This is a genomic window from Halomonas sp. CKK8 (genome assembly GCF_029625235.1).
GTDB lineage: Bacteria > Pseudomonadota > Gammaproteobacteria > Pseudomonadales > Halomonadaceae > Halomonas > Halomonas ventosae.
On the sequence record NZ_CP121193.1, the window covers coordinates 1,379,547 to 1,400,469 of the forward strand.

At 70.2% G+C, this 20,923-nt stretch carries 18 protein-coding genes; 14 read left to right on the forward strand and 4 right to left on the reverse strand.

Annotation, left to right across the window (positions count from 1 at the left end; translation table 11 throughout):
- Positions 1-17: 17 nt before the first annotated feature.
- Both argJ and P8934_RS06530 read left to right on the forward strand, forming a co-directional pair.
- Entirely contained in the window at positions 18-1,247 is a 1,230-nt protein-coding gene (gene argJ, locus P8934_RS06525; protein WP_278033444.1) for a bifunctional glutamate N-acetyltransferase/amino-acid acetyltransferase ArgJ, read from the forward strand.
- Between the two features lie 84 nt (positions 1,248-1,331).
- Positions 1,332-2,279, forward strand: a complete 948-nt coding sequence (locus tag P8934_RS06530) for a Nudix family hydrolase (protein ID WP_278033445.1) — start codon at positions 1,332-1,334, stop codon at positions 2,277-2,279.
- A gap of 168 nt (positions 2,280-2,447) precedes the next feature.
- Here P8934_RS06530 and P8934_RS06535 read toward each other — a convergent pair whose 3' ends face one another.
- Both P8934_RS06535 and P8934_RS06540 read right to left on the reverse strand, forming a co-directional pair.
- Entirely contained in the window at positions 2,448-3,350 is a 903-nt protein-coding gene (locus P8934_RS06535; protein WP_278033446.1) for a carbon-nitrogen hydrolase, read from the reverse strand.
- A 17-nt stretch (positions 3,351-3,367) separates the two neighbouring features.
- Complete coding sequence (locus tag P8934_RS06540) at positions 3,368-4,417, reverse strand: agmatine deiminase family protein (protein ID WP_278033447.1); 1,050 nt, start codon at positions 4,415-4,417, stop codon at positions 3,368-3,370.
- Between the two features lie 152 nt (positions 4,418-4,569).
- Here P8934_RS06540 and P8934_RS06545 point away from each other — a divergent pair, with 152 nt between their 5' ends.
- Complete coding sequence (locus tag P8934_RS06545; RefSeq protein WP_278033448.1) at positions 4,570-5,811, forward strand: lipoprotein-releasing ABC transporter permease subunit; 1,242 nt, start codon at positions 4,570-4,572, stop codon at positions 5,809-5,811.
- Between the two features lie 7 nt (positions 5,812-5,818).
- On the forward strand, positions 5,819-6,547 hold the full coding sequence (locus P8934_RS06550; protein ID WP_278033449.1) for an ATP-binding cassette domain-containing protein: 729 nt from the start codon (positions 5,819-5,821) through the stop codon (positions 6,545-6,547).
- A 48-nt stretch (positions 6,548-6,595) separates the two neighbouring features.
- Here the strand turns inward: P8934_RS06550 and P8934_RS06555 are convergent, their stop codons facing one another.
- On the reverse strand, positions 6,596-7,138 hold the full coding sequence (locus P8934_RS06555) for a DUF2062 domain-containing protein (RefSeq protein ID WP_278033450.1): 543 nt from the start codon (positions 7,136-7,138) through the stop codon (positions 6,596-6,598).
- Positions 7,139-7,271: 133 nt separating this feature from the next.
- Between P8934_RS06555 and P8934_RS06560 the strand changes: the two genes are divergently transcribed.
- The 9 genes from P8934_RS06560 to murB are packed head-to-tail and all read left to right on the forward strand — an operon-like array spanning position 7,272 to position 16,018.
- On the forward strand, positions 7,272-9,569 hold the full coding sequence (locus tag P8934_RS06560) for a DNA internalization-related competence protein ComEC/Rec2 (RefSeq protein ID WP_278033451.1): 2,298 nt from the start codon (positions 7,272-7,274) through the stop codon (positions 9,567-9,569).
- Positions 9,570-9,609: 40 nt separating this feature from the next.
- Positions 9,610-10,323: a MotA/TolQ/ExbB proton channel family protein gene (locus P8934_RS06565; RefSeq protein WP_278033452.1), complete on the forward strand. Its 714-nt coding sequence runs from the start codon at positions 9,610-9,612 to the stop codon at positions 10,321-10,323.
- Positions 10,320-10,742, forward strand: a complete 423-nt coding sequence (locus P8934_RS06570; RefSeq protein ID WP_278033453.1) for a biopolymer transporter ExbD — start codon at positions 10,320-10,322, stop codon at positions 10,740-10,742. The genes P8934_RS06565 and P8934_RS06570 overlap by 4 nt, the downstream gene beginning before the upstream one ends.
- Positions 10,739-12,478, forward strand: coding sequence for a lipid A export permease/ATP-binding protein MsbA (msbA, locus tag P8934_RS06575; protein WP_278033454.1), 1,740 nt, complete (start codon positions 10,739-10,741; stop codon positions 12,476-12,478). Before P8934_RS06570 ends, msbA begins: the two co-directional genes overlap by 4 nt.
- A 3-nt stretch (positions 12,479-12,481) precedes the next feature.
- Positions 12,482-13,519 (forward strand): tetraacyldisaccharide 4'-kinase, encoded by a 1,038-nt coding sequence (gene lpxK, locus P8934_RS06580; protein ID WP_278033455.1) that lies wholly within the window; start codon positions 12,482-12,484, stop codon positions 13,517-13,519.
- 20 nt (positions 13,520-13,539) lie between these two features.
- Entirely contained in the window at positions 13,540-13,749 is a 210-nt protein-coding gene (locus P8934_RS06585; protein ID WP_278033456.1) for a Trm112 family protein, read from the forward strand.
- Positions 13,750-13,758: 9 nt separating this feature from the next.
- On the forward strand, positions 13,759-14,529 hold the full coding sequence (kdsB, locus tag P8934_RS06590) for a 3-deoxy-manno-octulosonate cytidylyltransferase (protein WP_278033457.1): 771 nt from the start codon (positions 13,759-13,761) through the stop codon (positions 14,527-14,529).
- Positions 14,529-15,005 carry a low molecular weight protein-tyrosine-phosphatase gene (locus P8934_RS06595; RefSeq protein ID WP_278033458.1) on the forward strand — a complete coding sequence of 159 codons (477 nt, stop codon included), beginning with the start codon at positions 14,529-14,531 and terminating at the stop codon, positions 15,003-15,005. The genes kdsB and P8934_RS06595 overlap by 1 nt, the downstream gene beginning before the upstream one ends.
- Positions 15,002-16,018 carry a UDP-N-acetylmuramate dehydrogenase gene (murB, locus tag P8934_RS06600; protein WP_278033459.1) on the forward strand — a complete coding sequence of 339 codons (1,017 nt, stop codon included), beginning with the start codon at positions 15,002-15,004 and terminating at the stop codon, positions 16,016-16,018. Before P8934_RS06595 ends, murB begins: the two co-directional genes overlap by 4 nt.
- 89 nt (positions 16,019-16,107) lie before the next feature.
- Here murB and rne read toward each other — a convergent pair whose 3' ends face one another.
- Positions 16,108-19,407, reverse strand: coding sequence for a ribonuclease E (rne, locus tag P8934_RS06605; RefSeq protein WP_278033460.1), 3,300 nt, complete (start codon positions 19,405-19,407; stop codon positions 16,108-16,110).
- Positions 19,408-19,971: 564 nt separating this feature from the next.
- On the opposite strand from rne, the gene P8934_RS06610 reads away from it, so the two are divergent.
- On the forward strand, positions 19,972-20,919 hold the full coding sequence (locus P8934_RS06610; RefSeq protein WP_278033461.1) for an RluA family pseudouridine synthase: 948 nt from the start codon (positions 19,972-19,974) through the stop codon (positions 20,917-20,919).
- Positions 20,920-20,923: the final 4 nt, after the last annotated feature.

A 20,923-nucleotide genomic window follows, 5' to 3' on the forward strand; every position in this document is an offset into this window, starting at 1 on the left:
GGAGAGGAGACGAGACGATGGCAGTGGGCGAGACACGTTTTCCGGAGATGCCGGTGATCGAGGGGCTGCGGCTGGGCACCGCCATGGCCGGGATCAAGAAGCCCGACCGCCGGGACCTGGTGGTGATCGAGATCCCCGAGGGGGCCAGGGTGTCCGGTGCCTTCACCCGCAACGCCTTCTGCGCGGCGCCGGTGACGGTGGCCCGTGAGCACCTGGCCGCCTGCACGGCGCGCGGGGAAGGGGCACGTTACCTGGTGATCAATACCGGCAATGCCAATGCCGGGACCGGCGAGACAGGCCTCGAGGACGCCCGTGCCACCTGTGCCGAGCTGGCACGGCTGGCCGGGGTGGACGAACGCAGCGTGCTGCCGTTCTCCACCGGGGTGATCGGTGAGCCACTGCCCATGGAGCGGCTGCTGGCGGGCCTGTCCCCGGCCCTGCAGGCCCTCGATGATGGCGCCGCCGCCTGGCGAGCGGCCGGCGAGGGGATCCTGACCACCGATACCCGGGCCAAGGGCGCCAGCGTGACCCTGGCGCTGGGCAACGAGACGGTGACCATCAACGGCATCGCCAAGGGCTCGGGGATGATTCGTCCCGACATGGCGACCATGCTGGCCTTCGTGGCCACCGATGCGGCGCTGGAGCCGGTGCTGCTCGACCAGCTGTTGCGAGAGGCGGTGGAGCGCTCCTTCAACTGCATCACCGTGGACAGCGATACCTCGACCAACGATGCCTGCATGCTGATCAGCACCGGGCGGGGCGCCGCGGTGGAAGACGAGGCGGACCTGGCCATCTTCCGCAACGGCCTGCAGCGGGTGATGACTGAACTGGCCCAGGCGGTGATCCGCGATGGCGAGGGGGCGACCAAGTTCGTCACCCTGCAGGTCGACGAGGCGCGCAGCCGTCGCGAGGCCCTGGACGTGGCCTTCACCGTGGCCCACTCGCCGCTGGTCAAGACCGCCCTCTACGCCTCCGATGCCAACTGGGGACGGATCCTGGCCGCGGTGGGGCGTGCCCCCGTCGAGGCGTTCGACGTGGAGCGGGTCACCATCGATCTCGGCGAGGTGCGCCTGGTCGAGCGTGGCGGGCGCGCTCCGGGGTATAGCGAAGAGGCTGGCAGTGCGGTGATGGCCCGCGAGGAGATCGTCATCCGCATCGCCCTGGGGCGCGGCGAGCAGAGCGCCACGGTGTGGACCTCGGACCTGTCCCACGACTACGTGACCATCAATGCCGACTATCGCAGCTGACCGGCGGGGACGGTCGGCAGCCAGACAGCAACCCCGCGCGGCGGCAAGGCCGCGTGGACCAGCGGGTAGGAGTCAATGAACGCAATGGTGAAGAGAAGGGTGCATGTGGCGGCCGCCGCCATCATCAGTGCCGACGGCAGCGAGGTGCTCCTCGCCCGTCGTCCCTCCAACGTCGATCACGGAGGGCTATGGGAGTTTCCCGGCGGCAAGCTGGCACCCTACGAGACCGGGCTCGAGGCGCTGAAACGCGAGCTCCACGAGGAGCTCGGCGTCGAGATCCGGCGGGCACAGCCGCTGATCCGCATCCACCACGAATACTCCGACAAGCACATCCTGCTGGATGTGTGGCAGGTACACGACTTCGCCGGCGAGCCGTTCGGCCGCGAGGGGCAGGCGGTGCGCTGGGTGCCGATGAGTGAGCTGGTGAACTACCCCTTCCCGGCGGCCAACCTGCCGATCCTGCGGGCGGTCATGCTACCCACCGAGTTCCTGATCACCGGCGAGGAGGCCGACGAGGCGCGCTTCATGGAGCGACTGGCCCGAGCCCTCGACGAGGATGGGGTGCGCCTGGTGCAACTGCGCGCCAAGTCGCTGGGTGAGGTCGACTACCTGAAGCGCGCCGAGCAGGCCCTGGCGCTTTGTCGCGAGCGGGGCGCACGCCTGGTGCTCAATGGCGAGCCATCGCTGCTGGAGGCCGTGGCTGCGGACGGCATCCACCTGACCAGCGACCGGCTGATGAGCCTGGAGCGGCGTCCGTTGCCCGAGGGCAAGTGGCTCTCCGCCTCGACCCACGATCGGCGGCAGCTGGAGCAGGCCCGCCGCATCGGCTGCGACTTCGTGACCCTCTCGCCGCTGCGCACCACTCCCTCCCATCCGGAGGTGGCCCCGATCGGCTGGCACGACTTCCAGCAGCTGGTGGAGCACGCCGGCATGCCGGTCTTCGCCCTGGGCGGCATGACGCGCTTCGATGCGCACCATGCCCGCGCCGTGGGGGCCCAGGGCATCGCCTCGATCCGCGATTTCTGGAAGTAGTCACCAGCGCCGAGCTACAAGCGCCGAGCTACAAGCGCCGAGCTACAAGCGCCGAGCTACAAGCAGACCCCGAGGCCGTTGCCTCGGGGTCTGCTTTTTCGTGGCACCATCCCACACTTTTGGCGGCTTGGCGGCTTGGCGGCTTGGCGGCTTGGCGGCTTGGCGGCCTCAGTCCCGATAGCGCCGGGTCAGGTCGCCATAGGCGTCGATGCGGCGGTCCCGGAGGTAGGGCCAGATGCGCCGCACCTCCTCGCTGCGCGTCATGTCCAGCGTCACCAGCATGCGCTCTGCCTCCTGGCCGGCATGGGCGAGCAGCTCGCCCTGGGGGCCGCAGATGAAGCTGCCGCCCCAGAAGTCGATGCCCGGCGTCGCCCCGGAAGGATCCGACTCGTGGCCGACCCGGTTGGCGACGATCACCGGCAGGCCATTCGCCACGCCATGGCTGCGCTGGATCAGGGTCCAGGCCTCCTTCTGGCGTTGCTTCTCCGGGGTGTCGTCGGGCGGATGCCAGCCGATGGCGGTGGGGTAGAGCAGCAGTTCAGCGCCGGCCAGGGCCATCAGCCGCGCCGCTTCCGGGTACCACTGGTCCCAGCACACCAGCACGCCCAGGCGTCCCAGGGAGGTGTCGATCGGCTGGAAGCCCTGGCCGCGGCCGTCGTCCTGGTCGCCGGGGGTAAAGTAGAACTTCTCGTAGAAGCCCGGGTCGTCGGGGATGTGCATCTTGCGGTAGTGGCCCACGCGGCCGCGGTCACGGTCATAGACCACGGCGGTATTGTGGTAGAGGCCGGGCGCGCGGCGCTCGAAGAGCGAGCCCACCAGCACGATGTCGAGCTCCTTTGCCAGGGTCGCCAGCCGCGTGCCGGTCGGCCCGTCGAGGGGCTCGGCCAGGTCGAAGACGTCGGTGTCCTCGGTCTGGCAGAAGTAGTGGGTGGCGTGAAGCTCCTGGAGCATCACCAGCTGGGCGCCGGCGGTGGCCAGCTCGCGGATGCCGGCCTCGCTCTCGGCGAGGCTCCTGGCCTTGTCGGGCCAGGCGGGCTGCTGGACCAGGCCCACCTTCAGGGTGCGGGACATGGGGCTCTCCTTGTGGGTCAGGGCCGGGGCGTGTCGGCCAGGCTGCCCTGGGGCAGCTGCATGGTCAGGCAGTGCAGGCTGCCATGCTGGCGGATCACGCTCAGGCAGTCGATGGGGATGATGTCGCGGCCCGGAAAGGCCTCGCCCAGGGCGGCGAGGGCCCGGCTGTCGGCGGCGTCGCCATAGGTCGGGACCAGCACGGCGCCGTTGATGATCAGGAAGTTGGCGTAGGTCGCCGGCAGTCGATGGCCATCCACCGGGTCATGGCAGGGGCGCGGCCAGGGCAGGGCAGCCAGCCGGTAGGGCTCGCCGTCGGCGCGCCGCAGGGCATGCAGCTCGCTCTCCAGGGCGGCCAGCGCCGGGTAGTGGGGGTCGCCCGGGTCGTCGCACCTGACATAGGCCAGCGTGGCCGGGTCGCAGAAACGCACCAGGGTATCCACATGGCTGTCGGTATCGTCACCCTCCAGGTGGCCATTGGCCAGCCACAGTACCCGCGAGACGCCGAGCTCCGCCTTCAGGCGCGCCTCGAGGGCCGCCCTGTCGAGACCGGGATTGCGGTTGGGATTGAGCAGGCACGCCTCGGTGGTCAGCAGGGTACCTTCGCCATCGGTGTCGATGGCGCCGCCCTCGAGTACCAGGTCGCGGGCTTCCACCGGGCAGGCGAAGGTGCCGGCGTCCGCCAGGCGGCGCGTCAGGGTATTGTCGCGGCTGGCCTCGAACTTGCCGCCCCAGCCGGTGAAGGCGTAGTCGAGAAGCCGCGGCGTGCCATCATGCGCCACCCCCAGGGGGCCGTGATCGCGGGTCCAGGTGTCGTCGGCGGGGGCGACCACCAGCCTCAGGCGGGCGGCCTCGACGCCCAGGCAGGCGAAGCGATGGGCCAGGTGGCTGCGGGTTGCGGCATCCGGCACGGCGACCAGCACGGCCTGGTAGCGCGTGATGGCGACCACCATGGCCTCCAGCGTCGCCTCGATGCGTTCGAGCAGCGGGGCCCAGTCGCTGTCGGGACTGGGCCAGGTGAGGTGCACGGCATCCTGGGGATGCCATTCGGGGAGCAGGCGATGGGCCATGGGCGGGTCTCGTGCAGGTCGTCTCGGGGCGTGCCGGCGCAATGTAGGCCGCCGCCGGCAATGATGCAATGATCACGCAAACGGGCGGCGCCGACGATGCAGTAGATGCCAAAAAACCGTACCATGGGCGCCCGCCGACAAGGAATGTTCCCATGTTCGACCGTCTCCCCTTCCTGATCGGGCTGCGCTACGTGCGCGCCAAGCGTCGCAACCACTTCATCTCCTTCATCTCGCTGACCTCCATGCTGGGCCTGATGCTGGGTGTCGCGGTGCTCATCCTGGTGCTCTCGGTGATGAACGGCTTCGACCACGAGCTGCGCACCCGGGTGCTGGGCATGGTGCCCCACACCAAGATCGAGGCACCGGGCGGGCTCACCGACTGGCAGCCGCTGGCCGAGCGCCTCATGGAGCGCGAGCGGGTGGTCGGCGCGGCGCCCTATGTCGAGCAGCAGGGCATGTTCTCGGTGGGCGGACGCAACGAGGGCGCCATGGTCATCGGCATCGAGCCCGAGTGGGAAGGCCGGGTGTCGATCATCGACGAGAACATGCGCCACGGCAGCCTCGGTGATCTCACGCCCGGCGAGTGGAACATCGTGCTCGGCTCGATCCTGGCGCGCCGCCTGGGCGTCGGCGTGGGCGACCGGGTGACGCTGCTGGTGCCCGAGGCCTCGATCACCCCGGCCGGCGTCTTCCCGCGGCTCAAACGCTTCACCGTGAGCGGCATCTTCAGCGTCGGCGCGGACCTGGATGCCTCCCTGGCCTATGCCCACATCGATGACATGCAGACCCTGGCGCGGCTGGGCGACGCGGTCGGCGGCCTTCGCCTGGAACTGGACGACCTCTTCGCCGCGGGCAGCGAGACCCGGGCGATCATCGACGAACTGGGGGCCGGCTACCGGGGGCTCGACTGGACCTACTCCCATGGCAACCTCTTCCAGGCCATCCAGATGGAGAAGCGCATGATCGCGCTGCTGCTGACGGTGATCATCGCCGTGGCGGCCTTCAACATCGTCTCTACCCTGGTGATGGTGGTGACCGACAAGCGGGCCGATATTGCCATCCTGCGCACCATCGGCGCCACGCCACGCTCGATCATGGGGATCTTCATCGTCCAGGGACTGGCGATCGGGGTGATTGGCATCCTGGTGGGCGTGACCCTGGGCGTGCTGCTGGCCTGGACCGTGTCGGACCTGATCGGCTGGGTGGAGAGCACCTTCGGCATCCACTTCCTCGATGCCGGGGTCTACTTCATCAGCAACCTGCCGTCACGCCTGATCTGGAGCGATGTGGGCAACATCGTGTCGGCGGCCTTCGTGCTGACCTTCCTCTCCACCCTGTACCCGGCATGGCGTGCCGCCCGGGTACAGCCTGCCGAGGTGCTGCGCTATGAGTGAGACGGCCATGACCCCACGACAGGAAGCGGGCTCCCGGGCGGGGCAAGTGATGCTCGAATGCCGTGACCTGACGCGGGTCTATCGCGAGGGGCCGCGGGATCTCACCGTGCTCGATGGCCTGGCGATGCGGGTCCTGGCCGGCGAGCGAGTGGCCGTGGTCGGCAGCTCCGGCTCCGGCAAGACCACGCTGCTCAACCTGCTGGGCGGGCTGGATCGCCCGAGCCGCGGTGAGGTGCGTATCGCCGGCGAGTCGCTGCTGGCACTGGGTGACGCCGACCTGGGCCGCTTCCGCAACCGCCACATCGGCTTCGTCTACCAGTTCCACCACCTGCTGGCGGAGTTCACCGCCCTGGAGAATGCCGCCCTGCCGCTGATCGTGCGCGGCCAGCGCAAGCGGGTGGCCGAGGAGCGGGCCCGCCAGCTGCTGGCGCGGGTCGGGATGGCCGAGCGGGCCGACCACAAGCCGGGCGAGCTCTCGGGGGGGGAGCGCCAGCGGGTGGCCATTGCCCGGGCCCTGGTCACCGACCCCAGCCTGGTGCTGATGGACGAGCCCACCGGCAACCTGGACCAGACCACGGCGGCGAGCATCCTGGCGCTGATGGACGAGCTGGCGAGCAGTGCGGCCTGTGCCTTCGTGATCGTCACCCACGATCCCGGTCTCGCCGCCCACCAGGACCGCGTCCTTCGCCTCGACGGCGGACGCCTGGTCGAACAGGCGGCGGACGACCGAGACTGAACGCCCCATGTGACGGCGGCCAGTCAGCCGGCCGCCGCCATGGCGGCCTCACTCCTCCCGGACGGCCGGCCGTTGACGCCGGCGTCGACGTGCCCGTGCCTTCCAGTTGCGCGAGACCTGCCAGCGCCACACCAGCCTGATCGCCAGGTTGGCCAGCGCGGCAATCGCGACGGCCGCGACCAGCGACCCCAGGGCCAGCGTCGGCAGGATCTCCACCAGCTGTTCGGCGATCCAGCGGGTGGAGATCCGTTCCGGCGCCTGGCGCACCGGCATGTCCAGCAGCCAGGCCCCCAGGCGGTAGTTGCCGTAGAAGATCAGCGGCATCGTCAGGGGGTTGGTGATCCACACCAGGCCAATGGAGAGCGGCAGGTTGCAGCGAACCAGCCAGGACCCGGCGGCGGCCACCAGCATCTGGAAGGGAATCGGCAGCAGGGCGCTGAACAGCCCTACGGAAAAGGCATTGGCCACGCTGCGTCGTGTCAGCACCCACAGCGAAGGATTGCCGATCAGGTGGCTGACGAAGCGCAGGGAACGTCGGCGCCTGAGGGCATCGGGGTGGGGCAGGTAGCGCTGCAGCAGTCGGCGCGGCATTGACGAGGGGCTCGCGGCTTCCAAACCCGGGCTATTATGCATACGAGTCGCGTGCCTCGCCATGACGCCCCCTCAACGTGACGCCGCTTCCGGGGCGAGCGGGCCGCCTTGCTTGCCGTTCAGGGACGATGCCATGCAGCTGGGCCTGGCCATTCCCCTGGCACTCGCCACGCTGGCCGGCGTGCTGGGGAGTCATCTTGCCATGCCGGGGGCCATCGAGGCCCTGGCCATCGGGCTGCTGGTCGTCCTGGCCGGGCGTCGCGTGCGTCTCGCCATGGGGCTGGGGGTGGTGGCCCTGGTGGCGGCCCAGCTGCTGATGGTGCGTGGCGGCGAGCTCTCCCCGGGGCTGACCCGCCAGGACCTGCGGCTGGAGGGGCGCCTGGTCTCGGTGGTCAGGGACGAGCGGCTGGCACGGCTGACGCTGGCGGTCACCGCGTGCCGCCCCCTGGCAGCGACGTTGCCCGATTGCCGCGGCCTCGGGCGGGTCAGGCTCTCCTTCTTCGACGCCCCGGCCATGGTCCCCGGCGAGCGCTGGCGGCTGACGGCTCGCCTGCGTCCGCCGGCGGGCTTCGCCAATCCCGGCGCCTTCGACTATCGCGGCTGGCTGTGGCGGGAGGGCATCCAGGCCAGCGGCTATGTGCGCCGCGAGCCACCCCCACGCCGCCTGGCCTCCGCCCCCTTCTCGCCGCGCCGGCTGGCGCTGGCCCACCTCGACGAGCAGGCGCTGGCACCCCATCACCGACGCTGGCTGGCGGCCCTGACCCTGGGGGCGAGCGAGCGGCTGGAGACACGCGACTGGGACCTGCTCAACGCCACCGGCACCACCCACCTGATGGTGATCTCCGGTCTGCACGTGGGGCTGGTGGCCGCCTTCGCCCTGTGGCTGGCAAGGGGGCTTGCCCGGCTGGTCACCCCTCGGGCATGGCGCCTGGCGGTCTGGCCCTGGTGGCTGGCCGGTGCCGCGGCGGTGGGGTATGCCGGACTGGCCGGCCTGGAGCCCCCTGCGTTGCGCGCCATGATCATGGCCCTGGTGGGGCTGTGGGTGGCCAGCGGTCGCCATGCCCCCGGCCCCTGGCAGGCCTGGTGGCTGGCCCTGGCGCTGGTGCTGCTGGCCGATCCCCTGTCGGCCTGGCGTCCCGGCCTCTGGCTGTCGTTCGCCGCCGTGGCGCTGCTGATCCTCGTCTGGCAGGGGAGGGCACGCCCGCAGGGGGTGAGCGGCTGGTTTCGGGCCCTGGTCCGTTCCCAGTTGCTGCTGGCGCCGCTGATGGCCGCGGCGGTGCTGCTGGCCTTCGACCGCCTGGCCCCGGCGGCCCCGCTGGTCAACCTGGTCGCCGTCCCCCTGGTCAGCAGCCTGCTGGTGCCCCTCGGGCTGCTCGGCTGGCTGACGGCCTGGCTGCCGCCGCTCTCGACGCTGTGCTGGACCCTCTTCGGCCTGCTGGCCGACGCCCTGGCCTCGCTGCTGGGCCTCGCCGCCACCTGGCTGCCCCTCTGGCTGCCGGCCCCGTCGCGGGTCGTCCCGCTCGGGCTGGCCCTGGGGCTTGCCGCCCTGCTGTGGGCGCTGCCCGGCCTGGCGGCGCGCCTGCGGCTGGTCGGCACGGCCCTGCTGCTGGGGGTGCCGCTCGGCCTCTCCTCCTCGTCCCCGGTGCCCGCCGAGGGGCTGCTGCGCGTCCGGGTCCACGACGTGGGCCAGGGCCAGCTGGTCGAGCTGCGCACCGCGGGCTATCGCGTGCTCTATGACACCGGGCCGCGCTTCGGCTCCGGCTTCATGCCGCTCGGCTCGCTGTGGCCGCCGGGCCAGCGCTTCGATGACGTCCTCATCAGCCATGCCGACCAGGACCATGCTGGCGGCCTGCCGGCCCTGCGCGAGCAGCACCGGGTGACGCGCTTCCTGGCTCCGCCCGGCGCGGCCCTCGACGTGCCGGCCGAGCCCTGCACGGCGGGACGCGCGTGGCGACGCGACGGCGTGGCCTTCCGTATCCTCTGGCCACCGGCCGGTCGCGACGGATTGTCGTCCAACGACCGTTCCTGCGTGCTGCTGGCGAGCGTCGGCGGGGACCACCTGCTGATCACCGGTGACGTGGGGCGCGATGCCGAGCGACGCTTCCTCGCCGAGCTTCCCCCGGGGGTGACCCTGCTGGTGGCGGGGCACCACGGCAGTACCACCAGCTCCGGCCTCTCGCTGGTACGGCGCCTGGCGCCCCGTCACGTGGTCTTCAGTGTGGCGCGCGACAATCCCTTCGGCCATCCGGCAGGCCCCGTCGTGCGCCGCTTCCGTGACGTCGGCAGCTGCCTGTGGAGCACCGCCCTGGACGGTGCCGTGACCCTGTGGCTCGGCAAGAAACCCCATCCGGGCCTTCGCACCGAGCGGCCGGCCGCCTGGCGGCAGGGCGGTGTCGGAGGGGGCTGCCTTGCGTTAGAATCGCCTCACTGACTCCCGGCCTCCGGGCCGGTCATCTGCAGGGGGAAACCGCATGGACATGATGGACGCCCTGATCGCCGGCGGCTGGCTGATGGTGCCGCTGCTGGGCTGCTCGCTGGCGGCCACGGTGATCATCATCGAGCGCCTGTGGACCCTGAGGGCGAGACGCATCGCGCCCTACGGGCTGGGGCAGGAGGTCTGCCGGCTGGTGGCTCGAGGGCAGGTCAACCTCTACTGGCTGGAAGGGCACTCCCCGCTGGGCGGTGTGCTCGCGGCCGGGCTGCGCAATGCCCGGCTCGGCCACGAGCAGGTGCGTGCGCGGCTCCAGGAGGCGGCCACCGCCGTGATCCATGACATGGAGCGCTTCCTGAGCCCCCTGGGAACCATCGCCGCCATCACGCCCCTCATCGGCCTGCTGGGTACCGTGGTGGGCATGATCGAGGTCTTCGCGGTGATCGTCACCGGCGACGGGGCCAGCCGGACCGCCGACCTGGCCGGCGGCATCTCCCGTGCCTTGGTCACCACCGCGGCCGGCCTCACCGTGGCGATCCCGTCGCTGATGTTCCACCGCTACTTCCAGCGCCGGGTCGAGGACATCACGGTACGCATGGAGGAGCAGGCAGGCCAGGTGGTCGAGTATCTCGCCCACTACCCGGGCGATCTGGTACTCGCCGAGCGGCATGGTGACGAGTTCCGGCCGGGGCCTCGCGGTGACGAGCAACTGGAGGCCGATGGGCGCATCGCCCCCAGGGTGAAGCAGCCGTGAGGTTTCCCCGGCGACGGCATGACCCGGTGGAGGTCAACCTGACCCCGCTGATCGACGTGGTCTTCCTGCTGCTGATCTTCTTCATGGTCTCGACCACCTTCGAGACCCGCCAGGCGCTGGAGCTCGAACTCCCCGAGAGCGAGAGCGGACAGGAGATGGAGACATCGCCGGTGACCCTGGTGGTGACCGCCGCGGGCGAGTACCGGCTGGGCGAGCGCGTCCACACTGCCGGGACCCTGGGCGAGGCCCTGGCCGCCGAGGCCGAGCAGGCCCGTGAATTCGGCCTGGTGGTGGAGGCCGACGGGCGTGCCGCCCACGCCGACGTGGTGCGCGTCCTGGACCGTGCCGCCGGCCTGGAGATCCGGCACGTACGCATCGCCACCGCGGCGTCATCAACCCCTCAAGCGGAGACACCGTGATCGAACATTCCGGCTGGACCCTCTACAAGCGCCTGCTGGGCTACGTGAAGCCCTACTGGCGGGCCTTCGCGCTGGCGATCCTCGGCTATGCCATCTATGCCGCCTCGAGCACCGCCCTCGCCGAGATGATGAAGCGGCTCATCGACGGCATCCAGAATCCCGATGCCGCCTTCCGGCTCTTCCTGCCGCTGTTCGTGGTGGGCATGTTCGCGACCCGCGGGGTCGGCACCTTTCTCGGCACCTACTTCATGAGCAGCGTCGCCCGCAACCTGGTGCATGCCCTGCGCTGCGACGTCTTCAACCACATGCTGCACCTGCCGGGACGCTTCTTCGATGGCCACTCCACGGGGCAACTGATCTCGCGGGTCACCTACCACGTCGAGCAGGTCACCGGGGCCGCTACCAAGGCGGTCACCATCCTGCTGCGCGAGGGGCTCTTCGTGATCGGCCTGGTGAGCTACCTGCTGTGGACCAACTGGATGCTGACCCTGCTGTTCCTGGCCGTGACGCCGCTGATCGGCGGCGTGGTCAGCTATGCCAGCAAGCGCTTCCGGCGCATCTCGCGGCGTATCCAGCGCTCCATGGGCGACGTCACCCACGTGGCCTCCGAGGCGCTCTCCGGCTACCGCGTGGTGAGGACCCACGGTGCCGAGTCCTACGAGAAGGCGCGCTTCGCGGCGGCCAGCGAGGTCAATCGCCGCCAGAGCATGAAGGAGGCCTTGACCAAGGCCACCAGCACGCCGGTGATCCAGCTGCTGGTGGCACTGTCCCTGGCGGTGCTGGTGTGGCTGGCCATGTCGCCGACCCTGCTGGATGCCATGACCCCCGGCGAGTTCGTGGCCTTCGTCACCGCCGCCGCGCTGATGGCCAAGCCGGTGCGCCAGCTCACCGAGATCAACAGCGAGATCCAGAAGGGCATCGCCGCCGCCGGGGAGCTCTTCGGCCTGCTCGAGGAGCCCCCGGAGAGCGACGAGGGCACCCGTGACCCGGGTCGCCTCGCCGGGCGGGTTCGCCTCGAGGGGGTACGCTTCGCCTACGGCGAGGACCAGCCCGAAGTGCTCAAGGGCATCGACCTCGAGGTGGCGCCCGGCGAGATGGTCGCCATCGTCGGCCGCTCCGGCAGCGGCAAGTCGACCCTGGTGGGCCTGCTGCCGCGCTTCTATCGGCCTACCGCGGGGCGCATCCTGATCGATGAGGTGCCCCTGGAGGCATTCCGCCTGCAACCGCTGCGCCGCCAGATCGCCCTGGTCTCCCAGCAGGTCACCCTGTTCAATGCCAGCATTGCCGACAACATCGCCTACGGGATCGACGATCCCGATCGGGCGGCGCTCGAGGCCGCGGCCCGGGCCGCCCACGCCCACGAGTTCATCGAGCGCATGCCGGGGGGCTATGACGCCGTGATCGGCGAGAACGGCGTGATGCTCTCCGGCGGCCAGCGCCAGCGCCTGGCCATCGCCCGGGCGATCTTCAAGGATGCGCCGCTGCTGGTGCTCGACGAGGCGACCTCGGCCCTGGATACCGAGTCGGAGCGGCATATCCAGGCGGCTCTGGAAGAGGTCTGCCGGGGGCGTACCACCTTCGTCATCGCCCACCGCCTCTCGACCATCGAGCGCGCCGACCGCATCCTGGTGCTCGAGCAGGGCGAGGTCGTCGAGCAGGGCAGCCATGCCGAGCTGCTCGACCGGGACGGGGCCTATGCGGCCCTGCATCGGCTGCAGTTCCAGGAGCCGGCCTGATCCATGGCGGGCAGTATCGGCGAGCGCTGGCTGGCGGCCGCCTATCGGGGCGATGCCTGGCTGGTGGCCCTGCGGCCGTTGGAAGCCCTCTATCGCCTGGCCGTGCGGCGTCGCGCGGCGGCCTTCGCCTCGGGCAGGCGGGCCGCCTGGCAGGCACCGGTGCCGGTGATCGTGGTCGGCAACATCACCCTGGGCGGCACCGGCAAGTCGCCGCTGGTGGCCTGGCTGGCGCGCTTTCTCGCCGAGCGGGGCTGGTCGCCCGGTATCCTCTCGCGCGGCTATGGCGGGCGCAGCGAGCACTATCCGCTGCTGCTGGACGCCGACACGCCTGTCGCGGCCTGCGGCGACGAGCCGCGCATGCTGGCGGACCAGACGAGGGTGCCGGTGGTGGTCGACCCGGACCGTGCCCGCGGCGCGAGGCGACTGCTGGCGGCGGGGTGCGATATCCTGATCGGCGACGATGGCCTGCAGCACCTGGCGCTGGGGCGTGACCTGGAGCTCGTGGTCGTCGATGGCCGGCGTGGCTTCGGCAACGGGCGCTGCCTGCCGGCAGGGCCGCTGCGCGAACCGCTGTCGCGGCTCGAGGGGGTGGATGCCGTGGTGATCAATGGCGAGCCGGCCTTCGAGGCGCCGCCCGGGGCATATGGCATGGTGCTGGTACCCTCCGCCTGGCGCCGCCTCGGCGACGGGGCGCGAGTGCCACCCACGCCGCCACCCTTCACCGGGCCGGCGCATGCGCTGGCCGGGATCGGTCATCCGGCGCGCTTCTTCGCCACCCTGGAGGCGCTGGGCGTGGAACCGATCCCCCACGCCTTCGCCGACCACCATCGCTTCACGGCGGCCGACCTGGCCTTCGCCGACCGTCGGCCGGTGGTGATGACGGCCAAGGACGCGGTCAAGTGTCGCGAGCTGGCGCCCGTCGACAGCTGGGTCCTCGAGGTGGAGGCCCGGCCCGGCGCCGCCTTCATCGACTGGCTGCAGGCGCGGCTGGTGTCACTCTCAACCCAGGCGGCGCGGCGAGCATCCCGTGCCGCCACCTGAAACCCATCCAAGGGGAAATCATGGACAAGGAACTGCTGGCGATGCTGATCTGCCCGCTGTGCAAGGGCAAGCTGAAGTACAACCGCGAGGCCGCCGAGCTGGCGTGTCACTACGATGGCCTCGCCTACCCGATTCGCGACGGCATCCCGGTGATGCTGCCCGAGGAGGCCAGGGCGATGGACGTCGATGAGAAGCTGCACGACTCTCCCGGCCGCACCGGCGAATCCTGAGGAGGCCCCATGCAGGAGTTCATCGCCGTCATCCCGGCGCGCTTCGCCTCCTCGCGACTGCCCGGCAAGCCGCTGGCCGAGATCGCCGGCGAGCCCATGGTGGCCCACGTCTGGCGACAGGCACGGCAGAGCGCTGCCGCCCGGGTGGTGGTCGCCACCGATGACCGGCGCGTCGTTGATGCGCTGGCCCCCTGCGGCGCCGAGGTGCTGCTGACCGCCGCCGACCATCCCTCGGGAACCGACCGCCTGGCCGAGGTGGCCGAGCGGCTGGGGCTGGCCGATGACGCCGTGCTGGTCAATGTCCAGGGCGACGAGCCGCTGATCCCGCCGCTGCTCATCGACCAGGTGGCGGCGCGGCTCTTCGACGACCCCGACGCCTCCATCGCCACCCTGGCCGAGCCGATCAGCGACGTCGACACGCTCTTCAACCCCAATGCGGTCAAGGTGGTGCGTGCGCTCTCCGGTCGCGCCCTCTATTTCTCGCGGGCCCCCATTCCCTGGGACAGGGACGCCTTCGCGCATCGTCCCGAGCTGCTGGAGACTGATGCCTGGTTGCGGCACATCGGCCTCTATGCCTACCGGGCGGGCTTTCTCGCCGAGTACCGCGACTGGGCCCCCTCGCCGCTGGAGCGCCTGGAGCAGCTTGAACAGCTGCGTGCGCTGCACCATGGTCATGCCATCCAGGTGGCGCTGGCCCGGGTCCCGCATCCGGCGGGTGTGGACACCGAGGAGGACCTGGCACGGGTCCGCGAGTTGATGCAGCAGCCGGGAGGTCACTGATGCGCGTGCTCTTCGTCTGTCTCGGCAATATCTGCCGCTCGCCCAGTGCGGAGGGCGTGTTCCGGCGCCTGCTTGAGGCACGCGGGCTGTCCCACCGGGTGGAGGTGGACTCCTGCGGTATCGGTCCCTGGCACGTGGGCAAGGCGCCGGACCCCCGCGCCCAGGAGGCCGCCACCCGCCGGGGGGTTGACCTCTCTGGCCTGCGCGCCCGGCAGCTCGCCGCAGACGACTTCGACCGCTTCGACCTGCTGCTGGCCATGGACCATGACAACCTCGAGGCCATCGAGGCGCAACGGTCGCCCCACAGCCGGGTGCCGGCACGGCTGTTCCTAGAGTATGCCGGGCATCCTGACCGCGCTGTGCCCGATCCCTACTTCGGCGGTGACCGGGGCTTCGACGAGGTGCTGGACCTGATCGAGGCGGCCTCACGGGGACTGCTCGAGGAGGTCAAGGCGCACCTGGAGCCGGGACCTTGAGCCTGGCGCTCTGTGCCCACCACGACCTCTCGCGGGACAATACCCTGGGCCTGCCGTGCCGGGCGGAGCGCTTCGTTGCGCCGGCCAGCCTCGACGAGGTGCGCGAGGCGCTGGACCTGGCCCGGCGCGAGGGTGGGCCGCTGACCCTGCTGGGGGGCGGCAGCAACCTGATCCTGCCGACATGGCTCCCGGGCCTGGTGGTCCATCCCGCCATGCAGTCGTGGTGGCTGGAGGAGCGGGGAAGGGAGGTCCTCGTCCATGCCGAGGCCGCGGTGGTGTGGCATGAGCTGGTCATGGCGCTGGCCGCCAGGGGCCTGTGGGGCACCGAGAACCTGGCACTGATTCCCGGGCAGTGCGGGGCCGCGCCGATCCAGAACATCGGCGCCTACGGCGTGGAACTGAGCGATGTCATCGAGGCGGTGCACCTGGTCCATCTCGACGATGGCCGCGAGGCGGTACTCTCGCCGGCGGCGTGTGCCTTCGGCTACCGCGACAGCGTCTTCAAGGGTGCCCTGGAGGGGCGCGTGGTGATCACCCGGCTGGTGCTTCGTCTGTCGCGCTCGCCGCGACCCCGACTCGGCTACGGTGAACTGGCCGCCCGGGTGGGCGCCTCGCCGAGTGCCCTGGAAGTGGCCGAGGCGGTCTGCGCGATCCGCTGCGAGAAGCTGCCCGACCCGGCCGTGCTGGGCAATGCCGGGAGCTTCTTCAAGAATCCCGTGGTGGCGGCCGACCTGGCTAGGACGCTAGCGAAGGCCCACCCGACGATGCCGCACTTCCCCCAGCCCGATGGCCGGGTCAAGCTGGCGGCCGGCTGGCTGATCGACCAGTGCGGCCTCAAGGGCTGGCGGCAGGGGCACTTCGGCGTGCATGAGCGCCAGGCGCTGGTGCTGGTGCACTTCGGCGGTGGCAGTGCGGTGGAACTGCTCGACTTCGCCGGACAGGTGGCCGATGCCGTGCGCGAGCGATTCGGCGTGACCCTGGAGCGCGAGCCCCGCCTGGCCGTGCCGGCCTGACCCGGATCGCGCCTTTTTGGCCCCGATACGACAGCGCCCGCAGCCATGGCTGCGGGCGCTGTCACTCGTGCAGGCGGGGAAGGGTGTCCTCAGCCCTCCTTGGCCTTGGCCTCCTGCTCACGACGGCGGATCTCCCGCGGGTCGTTGTGAGCGCGGCGACGGCGACGGCGGCTGGCGCGGCTCTCCGTCGCCTGCTCCTCGGCCTTCGCTTCCGGCTTGGCTTCAGCTTTCTCCTCGGCGGCCTTCTGCTCGGCAGCTTTCTGCTCGGCCTTCGGTGCTTCGGCTTTCGCCTCGGCGGCCTTCTGCTCGGCCTTCGGTGTCTCGGCCTTGGTCTCGGCAGGCTCCTCGGCAGTTTTCTGCTCGGGCTTCGCTGCTTCGGCCTTCGCCTCGGAGGGTTTCTGCTCGGCCTTCGGTGCCTCAGCCTTGGTCTCGGCAGGCTTCTCGGCAGGCTTCTCGGCAGTTTTCTGCTCGGGCTTCTCTGCTTCGGCCTTGGTCTCGGCGGGTTTCTGCTCGGGCTTCGGTGCTTCGGCCTCAGCCTTGGCTTCGGTCGGCTTCTGCTCGGGCTTCGTTGCCTCGGCCTTGGTCTCGGCAGGCTTCTCGGCAGTTTTCTGCTCGGGCTTCGCGGCTTCGGCCTTGGCTTCGGTCGGCTTCTGCTCGGGCTTCGGTGCTTCGGCCTTGGCTTCGGTCGGCTTCTGCTCGGGCTTCGTTGCCTCGGCCTTGGTCTCGGCAGGCTTCTCGGCAGTTTTCTGCTCGGGCTTCGCGGCTTCGGCCTTGGCTTCGGTCGGCTTCTGATCGGGCTTCGTTGCCTCGGCCTTGGCCTCGGCGGGCTTCTGCTTGGGTTTGGTTACTTCGGCCTTGGGCTCCGTCTTAGGTGCTTCGGCCTTTGCCTCAGCAGGCTTCTCGACGGGCTTCTGCTCCGACTTGGACGTATCCGCCTTGGGTTCGGCCTTGGCGGCCTGATCGCCTGGCTGCTTGGCCGCGTCTGATTCTTCCTTTGCCTCGTCGGTTGTCTCGGCCGGGTGGGCGTCGGCCTTTACCTCGGCGGCTTCGGCCAGCAGGCGCTGCTGCTCGGCCTCGGCCTTGGGGTTGATGGCATGCTTGCGGGTGCGCTGACGCGGGTTATTGCGCGTGCGCTTGGGCTTGCCGTCATCCACCGGGGTGTCGGCTGTCGGCTTCTCGGCACGTGTGTCGCCCGTCCTCTCGGCCGGCTTGTCACCGCCTTTCTGGCGGCGGGCGTCATCGCGGGGCTTCTCGTTATGGGGCTTCTGATCACGGGCCCTGTCGTCATGCGGCTTCTCGTCCCGTGACTTCTCATCGCGTGGCTTCTCGTCACGTGATTTCGGCGCCTCCTGCGGACGCGCCTGGCGACCCTCGTCGGGACGACCGCCGCGTCCACGTCCGCCGCGGCTGCCGCGGCCCTCGGCGCCGGCGGGCTTGCCTTCCCCGCGCTCGCCCTCCTGGCGTGGCGCACTGCGCCGTTCGTCGCTGCGCGGGCGACGCTGGCGGCCGTTGCGACCGCCACGCTCGTCGTCGCGCTGGGCGGGATTGCGCGCGCCCTGGTCACCGCGCGACTCGCCCTGGCGGGCGGACGGCTTCGGCTCGGTGCCGGCGGGCGCCTCGTCGCTGCCGAGCAGCTTGGCCAGGCCCTTGACCAGGCGCCCCAGCACCCCGGCCTGGGGTTCGGCGACGGGCGGGGCGGCCGGTGCCCTGGCCGCAGCCTTGGGCGGCGTCGGGGCCGGTGCGGGGGCCGGGGCCTCTTCCTGCTGAAGGGAGGCGGGCGCCGGCTCGTGGTGGATCACCGTCTTCACGGCGGCCTCGGCGCGCTGGACGGGCTTGCCGAAGGCGGCCTCGGGCTCCTTGCCCACCTCGGTGTCTGTGGAGAGCTCGAAGCTGGAGAGAGTCGCGGTGCCTTCCTCGTCGACGTGGTCGTCGCGCAGGCGCTGGACATCGTAGTGGGGCGTGTCCATGTCCGGGTTGGGCAGCATCACCACGCGTACGCCCTGGCGCCGCTCGATCTCGGCCAGCACGGCGCGCTTCTCGTTGAGCAGGTAGGTGGCCACCGGCACCGGCAGGATGGCGCGGATCTGGGCGCTGCGCTCCTTCATCGCCTCTTCCTCGATGAGGCGCATGATGGAGAGCGAGATGGAGCGCACGTCGCGGATCGTGCCCTGGCCGTCGCAGCGCGGGCAGACCACGCCGCTGGTCTCGCCCAGCGAGGGGCGCAGGCGCTGGCGGGACATCTCCATCAGGCCGAAGCGCGAGATACGGCCGATCTGCACCCGGGCGCGGTCGAGCTTGAGGGCGTCGCGCATGCGGTTCTCGACCTCGCGCTGGTTGCGCGCCGGGCTCATGTCGATGAAGTCGATCACCACCAGGCCACCGATATCGCGCAGGCGCAGCTGGCGGGCGATCTCGTCGGCCGCCTCCAGGTTGGTCTGCAGGGCCGTCTCCTCGATGTCGCTGCCGCGGGTGGCGCGCGCCGAGTTGATGTCGATGGAGACCAGCGCCTCGGTATGGTCGATGACGATGGAGCCGCCGGAGGGCAGCTTGACCTCGCGCTCATAGGCGGTCTCGATCTGCGACTCGATCTGGAAGCGCGAGAAGAGCGGGACCTCGTCGACGTAGAGCTTGATCTTCTGCTGGTAGGAGGGCATCACCTGGCGGATGAAGGCCAGGGCCTCCTGGTGGACCTGCTCGCTGTCGATCAGCACCTCGCCGATGTCCTGGCGCAGGTAGTCGCGCATGGCGCGGATGATGACGTTGGATTCGCGGTAGATCAGGAAGGGCGCCGGGCGCTTGCCGGCCTCTTCGGTGATCGACTCCCAGACCTGCACCAGGTAGTCCAGGTCCCACTGCAGCTCCTCGGGGGAGCGGCCGATGCCGGCCGTGCGCACGATCAGGCCCATCTTGTCGGGCACGGTCAGCTGGCTCATGGCCTCCTTGAGCTGGCTGCGCTCCTCGCCCTCGATGCGCCGCGAGATGCCGCCGGCCCGGGGATTGTTGGGCATCAGTACCAGGAAGCGACCGGCGAGGCTGATGAAGGTGGTCAGGGCGGCGCCCTTGTTGCCGCGCTCCTCCTTGTCCACCTGGACGATGACTTCCTGGCCCTCCTTGAGCACCTCCTTGATGCTGGGTCGGCCCGAGGGCTCCTTCAGGAAGTAGTCGCGGGATACCTCCTTGAGGGGCAGGAAACCGTGGCGGTCGGCACCGAAGTCGACGAAGGCGGCTTCGAGGGAGGGCTCCACGCGGGTGATCTTGCCGCGGTAGATGTTGGCTTTCTTCTGTTCCCGGGCACCGGACTCGATGTCCAGGTCGTAGAGGCGTTGTCCATCGACCAGCGCGACCCGCAGCTCTTCGGGCTGGGTCGCATTGATGAGCATCCGTTTCATGTCGTCTCGCAAGTAGGGACGCGCCGGATGGCGGTCAACGACGGAGGCGAACCGCTGGTTGCTGCGTGCTTGTGCTCAGCGCATGTCGCGGATGCGGTAGTGCGCCCGGCCGTTCCGGCTCATCCTTGCACGATGTAACCGACACGGCGTGATCATGTTGAGTACGGGGCGGAGGCAGGACATGTCTCGGTGGGACGTCGCCCATCCGGCCCTGCGGTCACCGCCAACACCTGGCATTCATCGATTCGCCAACGCCGGCCTCCGGCACGTTGTTGTACGTATCCCGTGATCTTCGGTCGTGCTGCAGGGAGCGCGACCGAAGCCGGGCGTGGCGTTGTATCGCTTGCTTGTCGGCGGCGGGACCCCGGATTGGCGAGGATCGTCGCGGCCTGATCTTTTCGCTCCGGCCTGCGTGTCTGTCGTGCAGGCGCTCTGGCGGGTCGTGACGACCCAGTGAAGCGAGTTGGCAATATAACAGCAAAGGGGGTGGCCAGCAATTGGCGCAGGATGGCCTGCACTGCGGTAGAATGCGCCTTTCGAGCAGGTTTTCAGTGGAGTGGCGGCATGGCCGAAGGGCGCGACGTGCAGTGGGTGGAAGTGACCGAGGGCCAGGTCGGTCAGCGGGTCGACAACTTCCTGTTGACGCGCATGAAGGGGGCGCCCAGGGCGCTGATCTACCGCATCGTGCGCAAGGGCGAGGTACGGGTGAACAAGAAGCGGGTCAAGGCCGATACCCGCCTCGCGCTTGGCGACCTGGTGCGCATCCCCCCGCTGCGCCTGACGCCTCGGGAGGCGGTCCGCGAGGTGAGCGAGAACCTGCGCAACCTGCTCGCCGGCAGCGTGCTGCTGGAGGGGCGCGACTGGCTGGTGATCAACAAGCCCTCGGGACTCGCCGTGCATGGCGGCAGCGGGGTGAAGATCGGCCTGATCGAGGCGTTGCGCCAGGTGCGCGAGGACCTCGACTTCCTGGAACTGGTCCATCGCCTGGATCGCGACACCTCCGGCTGCCTGCTGCTGGCCAAGTCGCGCCCGGCGCTGCTGGCGCTCAACGCCTCGCTCAAGGAGCGCCAGATGGACAAGCAGTACCTGGCGCTGGTGGCCGGGCGCTGGCCGGCACGACGCGACTACGTCAGCGCCCGGCTCGACCGCTTCGAGCTTCCCAACGGCGAGCGACGGGTGCGGGTCGAGCCGGGTGGCAAGGTGGCCCGCACCCGCTTCGCGGTGCGCGAGGCCTTCGAGAAGGCCACCCTGGTCGAGGCCGAACCGGTCACCGGGCGGACCCACCAGATCCGCGTGCATGCGGCCCATGCCGGTCATCCGCTGCTCGGTGACGACAAGTACGGCAGCCGCGAGAGCCAGCGGCTCTCCGCCTCACTGGGGCTGTCGCGCCTCTTCCTGCATGCCGCGGCGCTGACCTTTCCCGAGCCCAGCAGTGGCCGGCCGGTGAAGATCAAGGCGCCGCTGCCCGCCGAGCTCGAGACGGTGCTTGACCGCGCCCGCCACGCCCGCTGACACG